We start from the raw sequence: 19,436 nt of genomic DNA, 5'->3' as shown, positions 1-19,436 counted from the left end.
ACCACGACTCCATTCCCCATTCAGGAGCAGCAGTGAAGCGCAGCAAGGCTCTGAAGGCCGCGGACGCTCAGGTCGACCGCGACCGCCTCTACGCCCCCCTCGAGGCCATCCGCCTCGCCAAGGCGACCAGCACCACCAAGTTCGACGGCACCGTCGAGGTCGCCATGCGTCTGGGCGTCGACCCGCGCAAGGCGGACCAGATGGTCCGCAGCACCGTGATCCTCCCGCACGGCACCGGTAAGACCGCTCGGGTCCTGGTCTTCGCGACCGGCGAGCGTGCCGAGGCCGCGCGTGCTGCGGGCGCCGACATCGTCGGTTCCGACGAGCTCATCGACGAGGTCGCCAAGGGCCGCCTCGACTTCGACGCCGTCGTCGCCACCCCGGACCTCATGGGCAAGGTCGGCCGCCTCGGCCGCGTGCTCGGTCCCCGTGGCCTGATGCCGAACCCGAAGACCGGCACCGTGACCCCGGACGTGGCCAAGGCCGTGAACGAGATCAAGGGCGGCAAGATCGAGTTCCGCGTCGACAAGCACTCGAACCTGCACTTCATCATCGGTAAGGTCTCCTTCACCGACGAGCAGCTGGTCGAGAACTACGCCGCCGCGCTGGACGAGGTGCTCCGCGCCAAGCCGTCCGCCGCCAAGGGCCGGTACATCAAGAAGACCGCGCTCTCCACCACGATCGGCCCCGGCATCCTCGTGGACCCGAACCGCACCCGGAACCTCCTCGTCGAGGAGGACCCGGCCGCGCTCTGATCGCAGCCGTAGTCCGTACGGCGGGCCCGCACCCCTTCGCCGGGGGTGCGGGCCCGCCGTCGTTTCCCGATCGAGATCCCGCCACTGGGGAACTGTTGCGCGGTCCGTCGTACGCTCGGCCGGACCGATCACGCGCCCCGACCGGGGCCGCATCCCAGCCCGACCGCCGGAGTGTGCCGTGCCGTCCGCCCCCCGCCCCGCCGTCAAGGGCGTGGCCCTCCTCCTGCTCGCCGCCGGTCTCACCGCGTGCAGTGTGCTGGCCGTCTCCGGGGAACGCACTCCGGACAGCGGTCGACCCACCGTCCGGCCGCCCCGGGAGGTGCTGCTGTCGGCCGCCCAGCGGCTGGACGACGTCGGCGGCGCGCGGGTCCAGCTGGTCGAGGAGGGACCGGCCGGGCGGCGGAGCGCGAGCGGGACGGTCTCCTGGGGCGCCCACGACGCGGCCGACCTGACCGTGACCGACGAGCTGGGCACCGGCCGGCTGAGCGGCCGGGACGGCGTCCTGGACCTCGGGTACCCGGGCGCGGCGCCGAAGCGCGCCGAGCGGGCCGACGCCGAGTCGCTGGACTCCCGCGCGAGCGCCGCCGGCCGGGGCGGCTGGGCCGGCGGGTGGATGACCGGCCTGGTCTCCAACCCCGGCGGGCAGATGCACTCGATGGCGCTGGCGGGCAAGCTCAGCTCCCTCGGCGGCGAACAGCTGAACGGCGGGACCGTCGCCCACTACCGGGGCACCGCGTCGGTCGAGGACTTCTTCGCCGCCGACGAGGGGCTGGGCCCCGAGCGGCTGGCCGCGGTGGTCGGGTACCACCGGCAGCGCGGGGTCACCGGCGTCGGCTACGACTTCTGGGTGGCTCCGGGGGACCGGCTGCTCCGGGTGCGGTCCACCTTCCAGGGCACCGCCGGGGCGGTGGTGACCACGACGGAGGTCGCCGAGCCGGTCGAGCCGGGCGCGGAGTCGGGCTCCGCCGAGCCGGGGGCGGGGCCGTCGGCCGTGCAGCCGTCGGGTCCGGAACCGGTTCCGGGGCCTGCTCCGGGCTCCGCTCCGGCGGCCGTCCCGGTCGGCTGACGCCGCGTCGCAGGGGGGCGCCGCCGGGCGCGCGGGCGCCGGGTGGCAAGGTGGCGGGGAGAGGGCGGCCGGGGAGCGCGGCCGCCGGGGCGGGAACGGTACGAAGGGGAGACGGGGATGGCGGTGCGGCAGCGGCTGGCGGCGGCGGTGGCCGTCGCGGTGCTGGCGGGCGGCCTGACCGGTTGCAGCGGGTCCGGCGGCCCGGCGCCGGCTCCGTCCGCTTCCGGCGCCGCGACCCCGACCCCGAGCAGTGCCTCGCCGACCTGGCCGGCCAGGCCGACCGACCGCTCGCCGCACGGCGTGCTGCTCTCCGCCCAGCTGGCCATGCAGACCGCCCGCCGGGCCAAGGTGAGCTACCGCCTGGGGGCGGACGCCGGCTCGGGCCCGCTGTTCTGGCAGCCGAAGACCGCGCTCCAGGTCAAGCGGTCCACCCCGGCCGAGGCCGAGCAGCTGATCGTCGTGGACACCGTCGCCTACCAGGGCGGGGACGCGGCCACCGCGGCCCGGCAGGGCGGGCGGCACTGGGAGCGGTTCGCCGTGCCGCCCGGCCCGGACGGGCACCGGGAGGTCCCGTACGCGGGGCTGATCGACCTGCTCAACCCGGTGGTGGCGCTGGCCGCCGCGACCGCCGACGGCGTCACCGCGCAGTACGTCGGCGAGGAGAAGTTCGAGGACTCCACGGTCGAGCACTACCGGGCCGTCACCGACGCCGCGCGCTACGCGGCGGCCCAGACCCAGCTCGGCCAGGCCCGCCGGGACGGCCTCCGGGCCGCGCTGGCGCCCGGTGGCTCGGCCTCGCTCACCCTGGACCTCTGGCTGAACGACAAGGACCAGCTGGTCCGGCTGCAGCGGACCGGCGCCGGGGAGAGCGGCCGGGTGGACGACTCGGTGCTCTACACCGATCCGGGCGGGGCGCTCTCGGTGCAGGCGCCGGCGGAGGCGGACACGGTGGACGTGGGGATCCGGAGCATCTCGCCGTTGAGCCGTTGAGCCGTTGAGCCGTTGAGCCGTTGAGCCGTTGAGCCGAAGGGCCTTGGGCCGAGGGCTGTCGCGCCGCGGGACCGCCGGCCCCGGGCCGGCCTGCGGCTTCGGGCAGATGGGCGATTTGCCCCGGGCGGCGGCGTCCCGCTACTGTGGCGGAAGCCAAAGACCGCTGGTTGTCGCCGTGGGCCCGCGAGGGACCGCGCGACCGAAGGATCTGCGCTTCACGCGCAGGCAGCCCGCGCAGGATTGTTTGGAGCTTGGACTTCCGGCCCGTGCGCCTCGTGCACACGTCCGTCGAGGTCGTACTGAGCCCCGTGCGCCTGCGCACCGGGGCTCTTCTGCATTTTCCGCAGGGGGATTCCCTTCCGTCCAGTGGTCCACGGCTGAATGGTCGACTTTCGCGGTCGGCCGGACTTCGACATCACGGAAGGAGGCGTAAGCCTATGGCTAGGCCCGACAAGGCTGCTGCCGTCGCCGAGATCACGGAGCTTTTCCGTGGCTCGAACGCGGCGGTGCTGACCGAGTACCGCGGTCTCACGGTGAAGCAGGTTAAGACCCTGCGTCGCTCGCTGGGCGAGAACGCCCAGTACGCCGTGGTGAAGAACACGCTGACCAAGATCGCGGCCAACGAGGTCGGGATCACGGAGCTCGACGACCTGTTCGCCGGTCCGACGGCTGTCGCCTTCGTCACCGGTGACCCGGTGGAGTCGGCGAAGGCTCTGCGTGACTTCGCCAAGGACAACCCCGCTCTCGTCATCAAGGGCGGTGTCCTTGACGGTAAGGCGCTGACCGCCGACGAGATCAAGAAGCTCGCGGACCTCGAGTCCCGCGAGGTGCTGCTCGCCAAGCTGGCGGGTGCCCTGAAGGCCAAGCAGTCCCAGGCTGCCGCGCTCTTCCAGGCCCTGCCGTCGAAGCTCGTCCGCACGGTGGACGCGCTGCGCGACAAGGTCGAGCAGGGCGGTGCCGGTACGCCGGCTCCCGCCGCCGAGGACGAGGCCGCCGAGTAATTCGGCAGGCTCACGCCTCGCTGCGGGCCCGTACGCCCGCCAACCCGTACATCCGGCACCACCTGCCGATTTAGTGGAAGGACGCCAATCATGGCGAAGCTGTCCCAGGACGAGCTGCTCGCGCAGTTCGAGAACCTGACCCTCATCGAGCTGGCCGAGTTCGTCAAGGCGTTCGAGGAGAAGTTCGACGTCACCGCCGCCGCCCCGGTCGCCGTCGGCATCGCCGGCCCGGCCGTCCCGGCCGAGGTCGTCGAGGAGCAGGACGAGTTCGACGTCATCCTTGAGGGTGCCGGCGACAAGAAGATCCAGGTCATCAAGGAGGTGCGCACCCTGACCTCCCTCGGCCTGAAGGAGGCCAAGGACCTCGTTGACACCGCTGGTGCCAAGGTCCTGGAGAAGGTTGCCAAGGACGTTGCCGAGAAGGCCAAGGCCGCCCTTGAGGGTGCCGGCGCCAAGGTCACCGTCAAGTGATCTCGCGCCCCCTCCTCTGAGGGGGCCTGAGGCCGGGCCGATCACCCTTACGGGTGGTCGGCCCGGCCTTTTCGCGTTCCCGGCCCAGGACGGGCCCACAGGCCCGCGGAGGGCCGGCCGGACGGGTCGTACACCGGAGTGGCCGAACGTCCACTCGGCACTGTCGGTGCGGGCGGGTATGGTGATCGCTGTCATCGCCTGACGCTCCCACCACGGCTTCTGTAACGCCGGGGGGCCCACGGCCGATGGACGGGTCGAGGTCCGCAGCCGGAGGCGGGCCCTTGACGAACCGGACGGGTCGCGCGATTCTCAAGGCGCGAGTCCGACCCGGTTGGTCCGCCGCTGGATGCATAACCAGTGGCTCCGGCGGGAAGTGACTCCACGTGAGTCCTGGGCCCGGCAAGTCCGGGCCGATGCAGTACCCGTCGGGCGTTCGCGTCCGACGGCTACCGGGAGGAGTCTCCGATTCGGTCTCCGAATCAGAGCTGGACAGCAGTGTCGCCATTGGCTACACTGTCCCTTTGCGCTGCCTGTTAGCTGCTCCGTGACTCGTCGCCCGGAGTATGCGTTGCCCTGAAGGGGTCTGGCATCGCCTCCGCAAAGCGGCTCTGACCTGGGATTCACTCCCGGGCGGAGGCCGGCGGCGAGGAGGCGGGACCAAGCCCAGCCAGGCCCGGCTGGTACGCGCGTAGTGAGCTCCGAGCCCTCGGAAGGACCCCCCTCTTGGCCGCGCCGCGCAACGCCTCGAACAATTCCGCCGCATCCACCGCCCCGCTCCGCGTCTCGTTCGCGAAGATCAAGGAGCCCCTCGAGGTACCTAACCTCCTCGCCCTGCAGACCGAGAGCTTTGACTGGCTGCTCGGCAATGCGGCCTGGAAGTCCCGGGTCGAGGCGGCGTTGGAGAGTGGTCAGGACGTCCCCACGAAGTCCGGTCTGGAGGAGATCTTCGAGGAGATCTCCCCGATCGAGGACTTCAGCGGGTCGATGTCGCTGACCTTCCGCGACCACCGTTTCGAGCCGCCGAAGAACTCGATTGACGAGTGCAAGGACCGCGACTTCACGTTCGCGGCCCCGCTCTTCGTCACGGCCGAGTTCACCAACAACGAGACCGGTGAGATCAAGTCTCAGACGGTCTTCATGGGCGACTTCCCGCTCATGACCCACAAGGGCACGTTCGTGATCAACGGCACCGAGCGTGTCGTCGTGTCGCAGCTGGTCCGCTCCCCGGGCGTGTACTTCGACTCCACCCTGGACAAGGTGTCCGACAAGGACATCTACTCCTGCAAGGTCATCCCCTCGCGTGGTGCCTGGCTGGAGATGGAGATCGACAAGCGCGACATGGTCGGTGTCCGCATCGACCGCAAGCGCAAGCAGTCCGTCACCGTGCTGCTCAAGGCGCTCGGCTGGACCAACGAGATGATTCTCGAGGAGTTCGGCGAGTACGAGTCGATGCGCGCCACCCTGGAGAAGGACCACACCCAGGGCCAGGACGACGCGCTGCTGGACATCTACCGCAAGCTGCGTCCGGGCGAGCCGCCGACCCGCGAGGCCGCGCAGACGCTTCTGGAGAACCTCTACTTCAACCCGAAGCGCTACGACCTCGCCAAGGTCGGCCGGTACAAGGTCAACCGGAAGCTGGGCAACGCCGAGTCGCTGGACTCCGGCGTGCTCACCGAGCCCGACATCATCGGTGCGATCAAGTACCTGGTGAAGCTGCACGCCGGCGAGGTCGAGTGGAGTGACGAGACCGGCCGCGACATCGTGGTCGAGGTCGACGACATCGACCACTTCGGCAACCGCCGCCTGCGCAACGTGGGCGAGCTCATCCAGAACCAGGTCCGTACGGGTCTCGCCCGTATGGAGCGCGTCGTGCGTGAGCGCATGACCACCCAGGACGTCGAGGCGATCACGCCGCAGACCCTGATCAACATCCGGCCGGTCGTCGCCTCCATCAAGGAGTTCTTCGGCACCAGCCAGCTGTCGCAGTTCATGGACCAGACGAACCCGCTGTCGGGCCTGACCCACAAGCGTCGTCTGTCCGCCCTCGGCCCCGGTGGTCTCTCCCGTGAGCGCGCCGGCTTCGAGGTCCGTGACGTGCACCCCTCGCACTACGGCCGCATGTGTCCGATCGAGACCCCGGAAGGCCCGAACATCGGTCTGATCGGGTCGCTGGCCTCGTACGGCCGGGTCAACGCGTTCGGTTTCATCGAGACCCCGTACCGCAAGGTCATCGAGGGTGTCGTCACCGAGCAGGTCGACTACCTCACGGCCGACGAGGAGGACCGCTACGTCATCGCGCAGGCCAACGCCCCGCTGACGGCGGAGCTGACCTTCGCCGAGCCGCGTGTCCTGGTCCGCCGCCGTGGCGGCGAGATCGACTACATCCCGGGCACCGAGATCGACTACATGGACGTCTCGCCGCGCCAGATGGTGTCGGTCGCGACCGCCATGATCCCGTTCCTCGAGCACGACGACGCCAACCGCGCGCTCATGGGCTCGAACATGATGCGCCAGGCGGTGCCGCTGCTGAAGAGCGAGGCCCCGCTGGTCGGCACCGGCATGGAGTACCGCTGCGCCGTCGACGCCGCGGACGTCATCACGGCCGAGAAGCCGGGTGTCGTCCAGGAGGTCTCGGCCGACTACGTCACCGTGGCCAACGACGACGGCACGTACACCACGTACCGCGCCGCCAAGTTCACCCGCTCCAACCAGGGCACCGCCTTCAACCAGAAGGTGCTCGTGGACGAGGGCGCCCGGGTCGAGGCCAACCAGGTGCTGGCCGACGGCCCGTGCACCGACGAGGGCGAGATGGCCCTCGGCAAGAACCTGCTCGTGGCGTTCATGTCGTGGGAGGGTCACAACTACGAGGACGCGATCATCCTGTCGCAGCGCCTCGTGCAGGACGACGTCCTCTCCTCGATCCACATCGAGGAGCACGAGGTCGACGCCCGTGACACCAAGCTCGGCCCCGAGGAGATCACCCGGGACATCCCGAACGTCTCCGAGGAGGTCCTCGCCGACCTCGACGAGCGCGGCATCATCCGCATCGGCGCCGACGTCGTCACCGGCGACATCCTGGTCGGCAAGGTCACCCCGAAGGGTGAGACCGAGCTGACCCCGGAGGAGCGCCTGCTCCGCGCGATCTTCGGTGAGAAGGCCCGTGAGGTCCGCGACACCTCGCTGAAGGTGCCGCACGGTGAGTCCGGCAAGGTCATCGGCGTCCGCGTCTTCGACCGCGAAGAGGGCGACGAGCTGCCCCCGGGCGTCAACCAGCTGGTCCGCGTCTACGTGGCCCAGAAGCGCAAGATCACCAACGGTGACAAGCTCGCCGGCCGTCACGGCAACAAGGGCGTCATCTCGAAGATCCTGCCGGTCGAGGACATGCCGTTCCTGGAGGACGGCACCCCGGTCGACATCATCCTCAACCCGCTGGGTGTCCCGTCCCGAATGAACCCGGGACAGGTCCTGGAGATCCACCTCGGGTGGCTCGCCAAGCAGGGCTGGGACGTCTCCGGCCTCGCCGACGAGTGGGCCCAGCGCCTGCAGGCGATCGGCGCCGACACCGTCGAGGGCGGCACCAACCTCGCCACCCCGGTCTTCGACGGCGCCCGCGAGGACGAGATCACCGGCCTGCTGGACAACACCACCCTCACCCGTGACGGTGAGCGCCTGGTGAACTCCACCGGCAAGGCCCGGCTGTTCGACGGCCGCTCCGGCGAGCCGTTCCCGATGCCGGTCTCGGTCGGCTACATGTACATCCTCAAGCTGCACCACCTGGTCGACGACAAGCTCCACGCCCGCTCGACCGGCCCGTACTCGATGATCACCCAGCAGCCGCTCGGTGGTAAGGCGCAGTTCGGTGGTCAGCGCTTCGGTGAGATGGAGGTGTGGGCCCTTGAGGCATACGGCGCGGCCTACGCGCTGCAGGAGCTCCTCACCATCAAGTCCGACGACGTTCTCGGCCGCGTGAAGGTCTACGAGGCCATCGTCAAGGGCGAGAACATCCCCGAGCCCGGCATTCCCGAGTCCTTCAAGGTGCTCATCAAGGAAATGCAGTCGCTCTGCCTCAACGTGGAGGTGCTGTCCTCGGACGGCCAGTCCATCGAGATGCGGGACTCCGACGAGGACGTGTTCCGCGCCGCCGAGGAGCTCGGCATCGACCTGTCCCGGCGCGAGCCGAGCAGCGTCGAAGAGGTCTGACGGAGGCTGGGCCGGCCCGGTGACGGGCCGGCCCGCCCCCAGGCCCCCCTCAGACCACATGAACGACTCTCGACTTACGAAAGAGGGCTTGACGACCAGTGCTTGACGTCAACTTCTTCGACGAGCTCCGCATCGGCCTGGCCACCGCCGACGACATCCGCCAGTGGTCCCACGGCGAGGTCAAGAAGCCGGAGACCATCAACTACCGCACCCTGAAGCCCGAAAAGGACGGACTCTTCTGCGAGAAGATCTTCGGCCCCACCCGGGACTGGGAGTGCTACTGCGGCAAGTACAAGCGCGTCCGCTTCAAGGGCATCATCTGTGAGCGCTGCGGCGTCGAGGTGACCCGCGCCAAGGTGCGCCGTGAGCGGATGGGCCACATCGAGCTGGCCGCCCCGGTCACCCACATCTGGTACTTCAAGGGTGTGCCGTCCCGCCTCGGCTACCTGCTCGACCTGGCGCCGAAGGACCTCGAAAAGGTCATCTACTTCGCCGCCTACATGATCACCTGGGTCGACGACGAGCGCCGCCAGCGCGACCTGCCGTCCCTGGAGGCGCACGTCTCGGTCGAGCGTCAGCAGATCGAGAACCGTCGCGACTCCGACCTCGAAGCCCGCGCCAAGAAGGCCGAGACCGACCTGGCCGAGCTGGAGGCCGAGGGCGCCAAGGCCGACGTGCGCCGCAAGGTGCGCGAGGGTGCCGAGCGCGAGATGAAGCAGCTGCGCGACCGCGCGCAGCGCGAGCTCGACCGTCTCGACGAGGTGTGGGCGCGCTTCAAGAACCTCAAGGTCCAGGACCTGGAGGGCGACGAGCTGCTCTACCGCGAGCTGCGCGACCGCTTCGGCACCTACTTCTCCGGCTCGATGGGCGCGGCGGCCCTCAAGGACCGCCTGGAGACCTTCGACCTCGCGGAGGAGTCCGAGCGCCTGCGCGAGATCATCCGCACCGGCAAGGGCCAGAAGAAGACCCGTGCGCTCAAGCGCCTCAAGGTCGTCTCCGCGTTCCTGCAGACCACCAACAAGCCCAACGGCATGGTGCTGGACTGCGTCCCGGTCATCCCGCCGGACCTGCGTCCGATGGTGCAGCTGGACGGTGGCCGCTTCGCGACCTCCGACCTGAACGACCTGTACCGCCGCGTGATCAACCGCAACAACCGCCTGAAGCGGCTTCTCGACCTCGGCGCGCCCGAGATCATCGTGAACAACGAGAAGCGCATGCTCCAGGAGGCCGTCGACGCGCTGTTCGACAACGGCCGTCGTGGTCGCCCGGTCACGGGCCCCGGCAACCGCCCGCTGAAGTCCCTCAGCGACATGCTGAAGGGCAAGCAGGGTCGTTTCCGTCAGAACCTGCTCGGCAAGCGAGTCGACTACTCGGCCCGTTCGGTCATCGTCGTCGGCCCGCAGCTCAAGCTGCACCAGTGCGGTCTGCCCAAGGCCATGGCGCTGGAGCTCTTCAAGCCGTTCGTGATGAAGCGCCTGGTCGACCTGAACCACGCGCAGAACATCAAGTCGGCCAAGCGCATGGTCGAGCGCGCCCGCCCGGTCGTGTGGGACGTCCTCGAAGAGGTCATCGCCGAGCACCCGGTGCTGCTGAACCGTGCACCCACCCTGCACCGCCTCGGCATCCAGGCCTTCGAGCCCCAGCTGGTCGAGGGCAAGGCCATCCAGATCCACCCGCTCGTCTGCACCGCGTTCAACGCGGACTTCGACGGTGACCAGATGGCCGTCCACCTGCCGCTCTCCGCGGAGGCGCAGGCCGAGGCCCGCATCCTGATGCTGTCCTCGAACAACATCCTGAAGCCGGCCGACGGTCGCCCCGTCACCATGCCGACCCAGGACATGGTGCTCGGTCTGTTCTTCCTCACCTCGGACCGGCCGAAGGTCAAGGGCGACGGTCGTTCCTTCTCCTCGACCGCCGAGGCGGTCATGGCGTTCGACGCCAAGGAGCTGGACGTCCAGGCCGTCATCGACGTCCGCCTGCCGATCGGCACCGTCCCGCCCCGCAGCTGGACCCCGCCGGTCGACGAGGACGGTCAGCCGGCCTGGTTCGAGGGCGAGTCCTTCCGCCTGCGCACCACCCTGGGCCGCGCGCTCTTCAACGAGCTGCTGCCCGAGGACTACCCGTTCGTCGACTACGAGGTGGGCAAGAAGCAGCTCTCCGCGATCGTCAACGACCTGGCGGAGCGCTACCCCAAGGTCGTCGTCGCGGCGACCCTGGACAACCTGAAGGCGGCCGGTTTCCACTGGGCCACCCGCTCGGGTGTCACCGTCTCGATCTCGGACGTCGTCGTCCCGCCGCAGAAGGCCCAGATCCTCGAGGGCTACGAAGCGCAGGCCGAGAAGATCCAGAAGCAGTACGAGCGCGGTCTGATCACCAACGACGAGCGCAAGCAGGAGCTCATCGGCATCTGGACCCGGGCGACCAACGAGGTCGCCGAGGCGATGAACGCCAACTTCGAGAAGACCAACCCCATCTTCATGATGGTGGACTCGGGCGCTCGAGGAAACATGATGCAGATGCGCCAGATCGCCGGTATGCGTGGTCTGGTGTCGAACGCGAAGAACGAGACGATCGCCCGTCCCATCAAGGCGTCGTTCCGTGAGGGCCTCACCGTTCTCGAGTACTTCATCTCGACCCACGGTGCCCGTAAGGGTCTGGCCGACACCGCTCTCCGTACCGCCGACTCCGGCTACCTCACCCGTCGTCTGGTCGACGTCTCCCAGGACGTCATCATTCGCGAGGAGGACTGCGGCACCGAGCGCGGCCTGAAGCTGGCGATCGGCACCGTCGGTGCCGACGGCGTCCTGCGCAAGACGGACGACGTCGAGACCAGCGTCTACGCCCGCATGCTCGCCGAGGACATCACGGTGGACGGCAAGCTCCTTGCCACCGCCAACACCGACCTCGGTGACGTGCTGATCGACGAGCTGATCCGCCACGGCATCAGCGAGGTCAAGACCCGCTCGATCCTGACCTGTGAGTCGGCCGTCGGCACCTGTGCCTTCTGCTACGGCCGCTCGCTGGCCACCGGCAAGCTGGTCGACATCGGTGAGGCGGTCGGCATCATCGCCGCCCAGTCCATCGGTGAGCCCGGTACCCAGCTGACCATGCGTACCTTCCACACCGGTGGTGTGGCCGGTGACGACATCACGCAGGGTCTGCCGCGTGTCGTCGAGCTCTTCGAGGCCCGTACCCCCAAGGGTGTGGCCCCGATCTCGGAGGCGCAGGGCCGGGTCCGCATCGAGGACACCGAGAAGACCCGCAAGCTGGTCGTCACCCCGGACGACGGCACCGACGAGATCGCCTACCCGGTCTCGAAGCGTGTGAAGCTGCTGGTCGGCGAGGGCGAGGCGGTCGAGGTCGGCCAGAAGCTGACCATGGGTGCCACCAACCCGCACGACGTCCTGCGCATCATGGGCCAGCGTGCCGTCCAGATCCACCTGGTCGCCGAGGTCCAGAAGGTCTACAACTCGCAGGGTGTGTCGATCCACGACAAGCACATCGAGATCATCATCCGGCAGATGCTCCGCCGCGTGACGATCATCGAGTCGGGCGACGCCGAGCTGCTCCCGGGCGAGCTCGTCGAGCGCGGCCGCTTCGAGCAGGAGAACCGTCGCGTGGTCTCCGAGGGCGGTCACCCCGCCTCCGGCCGTCCGCAGCTGATGGGTATCACCAAGGCCTCGCTGGCCACCGAGTCCTGGCTGTCGGCCGCCTCCTTCCAGGAGACGACCCGGGTCCTGACCGACGCGGCGATCCACGCCAAGTCGGACCCGCTGCTGGGCCTCAAGGAGAACGTCATCCTCGGTAAGCTCATCCCGGCCGGTACGGGTCTGCCCCGCTACCGCAACATCCGGGTCGAGCCGACCGAGGAGGCCAAGGCCGCGATGTACTCGGCCGTCGGCTACGACGACTACGACCTGTCGCCCTTCGGCGCCGGCTCCGGCCAGGCGGTCCCGCTGGACGACTACGACTACGGCCCGTACACCGGCTGAGTCCGCGGTTGAACCGCAGGGCGGTCACCCCTCACGGGGTGGCCGCCCTGCGGCGTTCCCGGGGGCTTCCTGGGGGCTTCCCGGGGCTTCTGGTGCCTGGTCCCCCACCCCGGTGCGGGCCCGTGATGCGGGGCGGTCGGTCCCCGGTGGGTGGCCGGCGGGTGGTGTTTTCGGGGGCTGGGGGAGTCCGGTTAGGTTTCCCGGCCGTGGTCGCGTAAGGTCGTGTTTACCGACGCGGGGTGGAGCAGCTCGGTAGCTCGCTGGGCTCATAACCCAGAGGTCGCAGGTTCAAATCCTGTCCCCGCTACTGAATCGAAGGGCCCGGAGGCACATCGCCTCCGGGCCCTTCGGCGTTTCCCCGATTCCTCCGCCCTCCCTCCTGCGGGGGAGGGCGGGAAACGGGTCGGGCGGGGGAAGCGGGGGCGGGGGCCGGCGCGGCAGGCTCGGGGCGTCGGCAACGGACGTGGACGAGAGGGTGTCGGGGATGGGTGCGAAGCGGGCGTTGGGGGCCGTGGCGATCACGGGGGCGGTGCTGCTCGGGTCGGTGGGGTGCTCCTGGGACGACGACGAGCGCCGGACGGTCTCCTACGGGGTGGCCGAGCCGGTGCGGGAGCTGGTGGTCGAGGGGCGGACCGGGGGGATCGAGGTCCGCGCGGGGGACACGGTGCGGGTGGTCGAGAAGCAGAGCTACCGCGGCCCCGCGCCGGAGACCCGGCACGAGGTGCGGGACGGCACGCTCAGGCTGGCGTACGACTGCTCGGACTGCGGGGTGGGCTACGAGGTGACCGTGCCGGCCGGAACGGTGGTGCGGCTGAGCAGCGAGACCGGCGGGATCCGGCTGCACGGGCTGGCCGGCGAGGTGGAGGCCAAGGTGGGCACCGGTGGCGTCCAGGGGACGGCGCTGACCTCGCCGACGGTACGGGTGAGCGCCGAGACCGGTGGTGTCGAGGTGGCGTTCGCGGCGAGCCCGACCACGGTGGAGGCGCGGTCGGTGACCGGCGAGGTCAGGGTGCGGGTGCCGGGCGGGGAACCGTACGCGGTGGACGCGGAGGCGGTGACGGGCGGGGTCGAGGTGGCGGTGCCCCGGCAGGCCGGCGCGCCGCGCACCATCTCGGCGCGGACCGACACCGGGGGTGTGGTGGTCACGGATGCCTGACCGCGTGGTGCCGGACACCGGCGGGGGCGTGCTCACGCTGCTGCCGGTCGGGCATGATCTTCTCCGCGGGGTGGGCCTCCCCGCGGACGGGGGAGGTGTCACGGTGGGGCGAGCGGTGCGCTGGCGGGCGGGGCTGGCCGGGGTCAACCCGTACGTGGTGGACGGCCTGTTGACGGTCGGCTCGGCGGGGGTCTCGCTCTGGTCGGTGTACCACGACGACACGGCGTGGTCCTGGTGGGCCTATCTGCTGGCCCTGGGGACGGCCCTGCCGTTGCCGTGGCGGCGGATCGCCCCGGTCACGGTGCTGGCGGTCAGCGGCGGCGTGTCGGCGGTGCTCTCGGTGCTCGCCCACTCGGCGATGCCGCAGCTGCCGCTGTACGCCGTGGTCACCCTCTACACGGTGGCCGACCGGGCCAGGGACGGGCAGCGCTGGGCCGTGCTGGCCGTGGTGGTGGTCGCCAACGTGGTGGGGACGCGGTCGCCGAACGGCATGCTGTTCTCGCTGCTGACCTCGGTCGGGGCGTTCGTCTTCGGCTCGCTGGTGCGTGAACTGCGGAGGCTGGCGCAGGTGGAGTCGGAGCGGGCGCGGGAGGCCGGGCGCCGGGCGGCCAGCGACGCGGCGCGCGCGGTGGCCGAGGAGCGGGCCCGGATCGCCCGGGAGATGCACGACATCCTGGCGCACGCCGTCTCGCTGATGGTGATCCAGGCGGAGGCGGGGCCGGTGGTGGTGCGTTCGGACCCGGAGCGGGCGATCAGGACCTTCGACACCATCGCCGACTCCGGGCGGGACGCCATGGTGCAACTGCGTCGGGTGCTCGGCGTGTTGAAGGAGGAGGGGGCCGCGCCCGAACTGGCGCCGCAGCCGCGGCTGGCGGAGCTCGCGGCGCTCGCGGAGCGGGTGCGTACGGCCGGGCTCTCGGTCGATCTCGACCTCGGACGCGTCGGCGGTCCGCTGCCGGCGGACGTGGAGGCGGCCGCGTACCGGATCGTGCAGGAGGCGCTGACCAACACGGTCAAGCACGCGGGCGCCTCGCACACGCTGGTGCGGGTGGTCCGGGAGGGGGAGGAGCTGGCGGTCGTGGTCTCCGACGACGGGCGGGGTGTGCCGTTGCCGGCCGGCCGGGCCGCGAGCGGCTGGTCCGGGGGGCGCGGGCTGGTCGGCATCCGGGAGCGGGCGGCGGCCTGCGGCGGCCGGGCCGAGGCCGGTCCCGGGCCCGACGGCAGGGGTTTCCTGGTGAGCGCCCGGCTGCCGCTGGGGGCGTCCGGGCTGGTGGGCGGAGTGGGTGGATGAAGCCGATCCGGGTGGTCGTCGCGGACGACCAGGAGCTGGTGCGGGCCGGGTTCGGGATGATCCTGGACGCGCAGCCGGACATCGAGGTGGTCGCCGAGGCGGGCGACGGCGCGGAGGCGATCGAGGCGGTCCGGGTGCACGGGCCGGACGTGCTGCTGCTGGACGTCCGGATGCCGGTGATGGACGGGCTGGAGGCGGCCCGCCGGGTCTGCGCGGAGTACCCGGAGACGAAGGTGATCATGCTGACCACCTTCGACGCCGACGACTACGTCTTCGACGCGCTGTACGCGGGAGCCAGCGGGTTCCTGCTGAAGGACGTCCGCCGGGACGACCTGGCACACGGTGTGCGGATGGTGGCGTCCGGAGAGGCGCTGCTGGCGCCGTCGGTGACCCGTCGGCTGATCGGGGAGTTCGCCGCCCGGCGGCCGGGCGGCGCGGAGCGGGCGGTACGGCCGCCGTCCGGGCTGCTGGAGCAGCTGACCGGGCGCGAGCGGGAGACGCTGCGGCTGCTGGCCCGGGGGCTCTCCAACGCCGAGATCGCCGCCGAGCTGGTGGTGAGCGAGCACACGGTGAAGACCCATGTCAGCAATGTGCTGGGCAAGCTGGGTCTGCGTGACCGGGTGCACGCGGTGGTGTTCGCGTACGAGGCGGGCGCGGTGGTGGCGGGCGAGGGCTGACGGCTCCCCCGCGCGGGGGAGGGGCCGGATTCGCCGGTGCGGGCGATCCGCGACGAGGGCGGCGGCGGACAGGATCCGGGGTGTCGGAACAACGACGGCCCCAACCTCGGGAGAGCACCCATGGACACCTCGACGCTCGGTCGCGTCACCCCGTTCGCGGTCATCGGCGGACCCGTTCTGATGGCGCTGTACGGCGGCATCCGGCTGCTGGACGGATCGCGTGACCCCGGTGCGGGCTGGCTGGTCGGTCACGGCCTGATGCTGGCGGGGCTGGTGCTGTTCGCGCCGGTGCTCGTCGCGCTGGAGCGGTGGCCGGCGCCGCACCGCACGGCGGCGGGCAGGGTCGCGGCGCGCGCCGCCCTGGGGGTGGCGTCCGCAGGGCTGGCGGCGTCGGTCGTGCAGATCGTCATCGACCTGTACGTGGGGGCGGTGGCCGTCGACAAGGCGGACCAGCACCGGCTGTTCGACAGCGTCCAGAGTCATCCGGGGGTGGTGCCGGTGGTCTACTCGGTCGGTCCGTTGCTGTTCTACGTCGGTCTGCTGGCGCTGCTGGTGGCCGGCACGGTGGGCCGGGCGCGCACGCTGCGCTGGTGGAGCCCGGTGCTGGTGCTGGCCGGGACGGTGCTGACGGCGGCGGACCTGGCGCTGATCCCGGTCGCTGCGGGCTGCTACCTGGTGGCGCTGGCTCCGTTGGCGGGCTTCGGCGCCGGCGCCGGGCGGCCGGTCGTGGCCTGAGCGGGGCCTGAGCGGGCCTGAGCGTGGCCTGAGCGGGGCAGGCCGGGGCGCGGGCCTGCGCGCGACCTGGGGCGGATATCGGTGGCGGGCCGGCGAGGAGTGGCCGTACCGTCCGGGGCATGAACGCGAAGCGCCCGCTGATCGCCGTGCTCACCGGCGCCGGCATCTCGACCGACTCCGGCATCCCCGACTACCGCGGCCCGAACGGACTCTGGCAGCGCGACCCGGAGGCCCCGCGGCTGGTCACCATCGGCCCGTACACATCGGACCCGGACGTTCGCCGCCGGTCCTGGCTGATGCGCGCCGAGGTCGGCGCGCTGGCCGCCGAGCCGAACGCCGGGCACCGGGCGCTGGTCGACCTCGAACAGTCCGGGCTGCCCGTCCGGGTGCTCACCCAGAACGTCGACGGGCTGCACCAGCGGGCCGGTCAGTCCCCCCGCAAGGTGCTCGAACTGCACGGCACCGCGCAGGAGGTGCAGTGCATGCGGTGCAAGGTGGTGGGCCCGGTGGCGGAGGCGCTGGACCGGGTGGCGGCGGGCGAGCCGGACCCGGACTGCCGGGCCTGCGGCGGGGTGCTGCGGCCGCGGACCGTCATGTTCGGCGAGCAGCTGGACCCGCAGGTGATCCAGCAGGCCGACGCCGTCAGCAAGGCCTGCGACCTGTTCCTCGCCGTCGGCACCAGCCTGCAGGTCTTCCCGGTGGCCGAACTGCCGTACAGCGCGCTCGGGAACGGGGCCCGGCTGATCGTGATGAACGGCGAGCCGACCCCGTTCGACGAGGTCGCCGACGAGGTGATCCGCGAGCCCATCTCCACCGCGCTGCCGGACCTGGTCCGCCGGCTGGTGGCCCGGTACGTCTGAGACCTCCGGCGCAGCCCGGGCCCCCGGGGCCCGGGCGAGTCGGTGACGAACAGGTATCCACTGGACGAACTGCCCAGTCCCGCAGGGTGGTTCTGCGCTACGCTGCGGCACGGAGCGGCGTGGCCGGATTCCGGCCACCGGGGGGAGGCTGCGCGGGCGGCTCCGCCTGTGCACCGCACCGGCCACGGGCGTTCACCCCCGCGGCGGCGCGCACCGAAGGAGTCCTCATGACGTCAGGTCGACTGCTGGACCGTCGTGCGATCGGGGGTGAGCTGCGCGCTCTGGCGGCCAGGCCCGGCCTGGTGGGTCGTCAGGAGGAGCTCAAGGAGCTCGGGTTGGCGATCTCGGGCACCGGCGACCTGGACCAGTGGGCCGACCTCGACCTGGTGCAGAGCTTCGTCCGGCCGGAGAGCGTCCGGGCGGCGGTCCGGCCGCAGCCCGAACCGAGGTTCTGGTCCTGGCTCGAAGTCGCCCTGGGTGGGCTGGTGTTCGTCCCGCTGCTGGTCACCTGGGCCGGCCTGATGCAGGCGACCAGCGCCTACCAGGCCCTGATCGGTGCGGATGCGGCGCAGGCCGCCCGGCCGTTCCTCCAGCTCTGGCAGACCGGCTTCGAGGGCCGGCTGGCCGGCTGGGCCACCTTCGGCGACATCGCGCTGTCCGCCACGCTGTTCATCGCCCTGCTGCTGGTCTTCTCCGTCGCGCACGGCGTCCGCAGGGCCGGGACCGAGCGCCGCGAGACCGGGGCGGTGCAGGAGGCGGAGGAGCTGCTGGCCGAGCTGGCCCCGGTGCTCACCCGGGCGCAGCTGGTGCTGAACGAGCGCCGCCGGTCCTCGCCGCAGCGGTTCGTGGCCGAGCTCACCGGCGCGGCGGAGACCCTGGAGCGGCTCGGTCGGCAGGCCGCCGACACCCAGCGGGACCTCAGCGACGCGGCGCTGGTGGTCGAGCGGTCGGTGACCGGGGCCAGGGAGCGGCTGGCCGAGGTGGGCGCGGCGGTCGACCCGCTGCGGCAGGCGGTCGACGGGATCGAGAAGGCGGTCGACGGCGTGGGGAAGGCCGTGCGGGACAGCGGCGAGAAGCTCGCCGGGACCGTCCGGGACGGCGCCGCCGCCACCGACGACCTGGTCCGGCGCGGCGGGCAGCAGACGGCCGACGCCGCCGATGCCGTACGGCGGGCCACCGAGCGGGTCGGCGCCGAACTGTCCGACGCGGGCGAGCGGGTGGAGGACGCGGTGCGGGACCTCGCGGTCGCCCAGCGGGGGTTCACCACCGGCGCGGAGACCGTCGCCGACGTCGGCGGGCGGCTGCTGGAGCAGCTCGACGGGCTGGCCCGGGAGGTCGCGGCGATGGCCGACCGGGTCACCGCGGCGGCCTCGGCGGCCGCGGCCGCAGCGGCGCGGGTGGACGCCCGGGACGAGCGGCGGGCCCCGGGCCCGGGAGCACTGCTGGTCAAGACCGTGTCGGAGCCCGGACCGGGCGCGGGCGGCACCCGCTCGCGCCCCTCGGACCCGTCGGACGCCCCGGGGACGCCGGGCGTCTCGGACGCGGTCGCGGTCGCGGACGAGCAGACGCTGCTGGAGCTGGACGAGGTGCCGGTGCGGCAGGCGGGCCGATGAGGGACCGGTTCCGAACCGGGCGGCCGCGCGTCCGGAGCGCACACCTCGCGGGCTGGCTCTTCGCGGACCTGCTGCTGGTCCTGGCCCTGGTCGCGATGGGCGACCAGGGCGACCCGGTGGCGGCCGCGCGCGCCACCGCGACGCCCGCGCCCGCGCCCGCGGCCACGGACACGGCCACGGCCACGGCCGACGCGAGTGCCACCGCCTCCGAGACACCCCGGCCGACGCCCACCCCCACCGGCCCGCGCGGGGTGGAGCACGACGCGGTCACCGTCGACGTCACCGGGGACTCCTCCGACACGGCCGGCCTGGTGGCGCAGATCCGCGCGGCCACCGAGCGGTACGCCGGGCGCCAGGCCGCGGTGGTGCTCACGTTCGGCAGCAACCGCGACCCGGGCGCCGGACAGGCGTACGCGCACACTGTCAACGGGCTGCTCGCGCAGGCCCGTCCGGAGATGTTCCGGGGCACCACCACCCGGGACTTCATCTCGCTGACGGACAACCCCCGGCACGCCTCGCTGGAGATCTACTTCTACACCGGCTGACCGGGGCCCCGGCCGTCCGGTCCGGGTCCCGTTCCGAACCGTGCCCCACACCCGCTGTGAACTGCGAGACCAAGGAGAAGTGCC

The 19,436-nt window shown here is 71.5% G+C and carries 14 protein-coding genes and 1 tRNA gene; all 15 read left to right on the top strand.

What is annotated here, in order from left to right; genetic code table 11:
- Positions 1-32: 32 nt before the first annotated feature.
- The 15 genes from rplA to ABZY91_RS03860 all read left to right on the top strand — a co-directional run bounded on the left by rplA (position 33) and on the right by ABZY91_RS03860 (position 19,352).
- A complete protein-coding gene (gene rplA, locus ABZY91_RS03930; protein ID WP_329885426.1) occupies positions 33-755 on the top strand; it encodes a 50S ribosomal protein L1 in 723 nt (240 codons plus the stop codon).
- Between the two features lie 178 nt (positions 756-933).
- The gene (locus ABZY91_RS03925; RefSeq protein WP_355399530.1) at positions 934-1,821 is read left to right on the top strand and encodes a hypothetical protein; all 888 of its coding nucleotides are present in this window, start codon (positions 934-936) and stop codon (positions 1,819-1,821) included.
- A 117-nt stretch (positions 1,822-1,938) separates the two neighbouring features.
- On the top strand, positions 1,939-2,811 hold the full coding sequence (locus tag ABZY91_RS03920) for a hypothetical protein (RefSeq protein ID WP_355399528.1): 873 nt from the start codon (positions 1,939-1,941) through the stop codon (positions 2,809-2,811).
- A gap of 437 nt (positions 2,812-3,248) precedes the next feature.
- Complete coding sequence (rplJ, locus tag ABZY91_RS03915) at positions 3,249-3,812, top strand: 50S ribosomal protein L10 (RefSeq protein WP_329885423.1); 564 nt, start codon at positions 3,249-3,251, stop codon at positions 3,810-3,812.
- An 87-nt stretch (positions 3,813-3,899) separates the two neighbouring features.
- Positions 3,900-4,283 (top strand): 50S ribosomal protein L7/L12, encoded by a 384-nt coding sequence (gene rplL, locus ABZY91_RS03910; RefSeq protein ID WP_355399594.1) that lies wholly within the window; start codon positions 3,900-3,902, stop codon positions 4,281-4,283.
- Between the two features lie 723 nt (positions 4,284-5,006).
- Positions 5,007-8,483 carry a DNA-directed RNA polymerase subunit beta gene (gene rpoB / locus ABZY91_RS03905; protein ID WP_329885422.1) on the top strand — a complete coding sequence of 1,159 codons (3,477 nt, stop codon included), beginning with the start codon at positions 5,007-5,009 and terminating at the stop codon, positions 8,481-8,483.
- A gap of 98 nt (positions 8,484-8,581) precedes the next feature.
- Positions 8,582-12,475 (top strand): DNA-directed RNA polymerase subunit beta', encoded by a 3,894-nt coding sequence (locus ABZY91_RS03900; protein ID WP_329885421.1) that lies wholly within the window; start codon positions 8,582-8,584, stop codon positions 12,473-12,475.
- A 233-nt stretch (positions 12,476-12,708) separates the two neighbouring features.
- A tRNA-Met gene (locus ABZY91_RS03895) sits at positions 12,709-12,782 on the top strand.
- A 177-nt stretch (positions 12,783-12,959) separates the two neighbouring features.
- Complete coding sequence (locus tag ABZY91_RS03890) at positions 12,960-13,631, top strand: hypothetical protein (protein ID WP_355399525.1); 672 nt, start codon at positions 12,960-12,962, stop codon at positions 13,629-13,631.
- Complete coding sequence (locus tag ABZY91_RS03885; protein ID WP_355399523.1) at positions 13,624-14,922, top strand: histidine kinase; 1,299 nt, start codon at positions 13,624-13,626, stop codon at positions 14,920-14,922. The genes ABZY91_RS03890 and ABZY91_RS03885 overlap by 8 nt, the downstream gene beginning before the upstream one ends.
- Positions 14,919-15,599 (top strand): response regulator transcription factor, encoded by a 681-nt coding sequence (locus ABZY91_RS03880; RefSeq protein WP_329950370.1) that lies wholly within the window; start codon positions 14,919-14,921, stop codon positions 15,597-15,599. Before ABZY91_RS03885 ends, ABZY91_RS03880 begins: the two co-directional genes overlap by 4 nt.
- A gap of 120 nt (positions 15,600-15,719) precedes the next feature.
- Positions 15,720-16,334, top strand: coding sequence for a hypothetical protein (locus ABZY91_RS03875; protein ID WP_355399520.1), 615 nt, complete (start codon positions 15,720-15,722; stop codon positions 16,332-16,334).
- A 119-nt stretch (positions 16,335-16,453) separates the two neighbouring features.
- Positions 16,454-17,194 (top strand): Sir2 family NAD-dependent protein deacetylase, encoded by a 741-nt coding sequence (locus tag ABZY91_RS03870; protein WP_329950372.1) that lies wholly within the window; start codon positions 16,454-16,456, stop codon positions 17,192-17,194.
- A gap of 227 nt (positions 17,195-17,421) precedes the next feature.
- On the top strand, positions 17,422-18,807 hold the full coding sequence (locus ABZY91_RS03865; RefSeq protein ID WP_355399518.1) for a methyl-accepting chemotaxis protein: 1,386 nt from the start codon (positions 17,422-17,424) through the stop codon (positions 18,805-18,807).
- Positions 18,804-19,352: a hypothetical protein gene (locus ABZY91_RS03860; protein ID WP_355399516.1), complete on the top strand. Its 549-nt coding sequence runs from the start codon at positions 18,804-18,806 to the stop codon at positions 19,350-19,352. Before ABZY91_RS03865 ends, ABZY91_RS03860 begins: the two co-directional genes overlap by 4 nt.
- Positions 19,353-19,436: the final 84 nt, after the last annotated feature.

The organism is Kitasatospora sp. NPDC002965 (assembly GCF_040611255.1).
Classification (GTDB): domain Bacteria; phylum Actinomycetota; class Actinomycetes; order Streptomycetales; family Streptomycetaceae; genus Kitasatospora.
This window is presented reverse-complemented; position numbering and strand designations above follow the sequence as displayed.

What these genes read in the sequence shown, in the direction of transcription:
- ABZY91_RS03920 (WP_355399528.1), top strand. Translation starts at nt 1,939, where the DNA reads ATGGCGGTGCGGCAGCGGCTGGCGGCGGCGGTGGCCGTCGCGGTGCTG.
- rplJ (WP_329885423.1), top strand. Translation starts at nt 3,249, where the DNA reads ATGGCTAGGCCCGACAAGGCTGCTGCCGTCGCCGAGATCACGGAGCTT.
- ABZY91_RS03890 (WP_355399525.1), top strand. Translation starts at nt 12,960, where the DNA reads ATGGGTGCGAAGCGGGCGTTGGGGGCCGTGGCGATCACGGGGGCGGTG.
- ABZY91_RS03885 (WP_355399523.1), top strand. Translation starts at nt 13,624, where the DNA reads ATGCCTGACCGCGTGGTGCCGGACACCGGCGGGGGCGTGCTCACGCTG.
- ABZY91_RS03880 (WP_329950370.1), top strand. Translation starts at nt 14,919, where the DNA reads ATGAAGCCGATCCGGGTGGTCGTCGCGGACGACCAGGAGCTGGTGCGG.
- ABZY91_RS03875 (WP_355399520.1), top strand. Translation starts at nt 15,720, where the DNA reads ATGGACACCTCGACGCTCGGTCGCGTCACCCCGTTCGCGGTCATCGGC.
- ABZY91_RS03870 (WP_329950372.1), top strand. Translation starts at nt 16,454, where the DNA reads ATGAACGCGAAGCGCCCGCTGATCGCCGTGCTCACCGGCGCCGGCATC.
- ABZY91_RS03865 (WP_355399518.1), top strand. Translation starts at nt 17,422, where the DNA reads ATGACGTCAGGTCGACTGCTGGACCGTCGTGCGATCGGGGGTGAGCTG.
- ABZY91_RS03860 (WP_355399516.1), top strand. Translation starts at nt 18,804, where the DNA reads ATGAGGGACCGGTTCCGAACCGGGCGGCCGCGCGTCCGGAGCGCACAC.